Origin of the sequence: Microbacterium sp. 18062, from assembly GCF_902706225.1 — a bacterium.
GTDB lineage: Bacteria > Actinomycetota > Actinomycetes > Actinomycetales > Microbacteriaceae > Microbacterium.
Window position 1 is genome coordinate 1 of the sequence record NZ_CACSKB010000524.1, and the last position, 414, is coordinate 414.

1 protein-coding gene is annotated in these 414 nt (G+C 61.8%); it reads left to right on the top strand.

Features of this window, described 5'->3' with window-relative positions:
* Window positions 1–414, top strand: a 414-nt coding sequence (locus GVL03_RS21040) for a hypothetical protein (protein WP_200847397.1), incomplete at both ends; no start/stop codon positions are given.

Consider the following 414-nt stretch of genomic DNA (forward strand, 5'->3'; position numbering starts at 1 on the left):
CTCATCGCAGCGAACTATGACCTGCCCGACATGTCCACGCCTTACATCGTGGCTCCTTCGGCAACGGCTCCTCTGACGCAAGCGCTGAACCTGACGAACGCACTGGCAGTGACCTCCATCACCAACCAGTACGCCAACGACGCTTCCATCACGGCGAAGACCGACTGGGTGTTCTCCATGCCCACCCGTCGCTACAACGTGGCTTCCAACTACGCTGCAGCCAATGCCAACCCGGTGCAAACCGCCAACGTTCGTCTGTTCTCTGACCTGAACGCCAGCGGCTCCGTGGCTGACGAGCGCTTCAACCCCAGCAACACGACGCTGGCCGCCACCGGTGGCGCCATCTGCGTGACCGCTTCGGGCCAAGCCTTCCTCGACCGTGAAGAAAAGAGCGTGACGGCTGGTGCAGTGTTC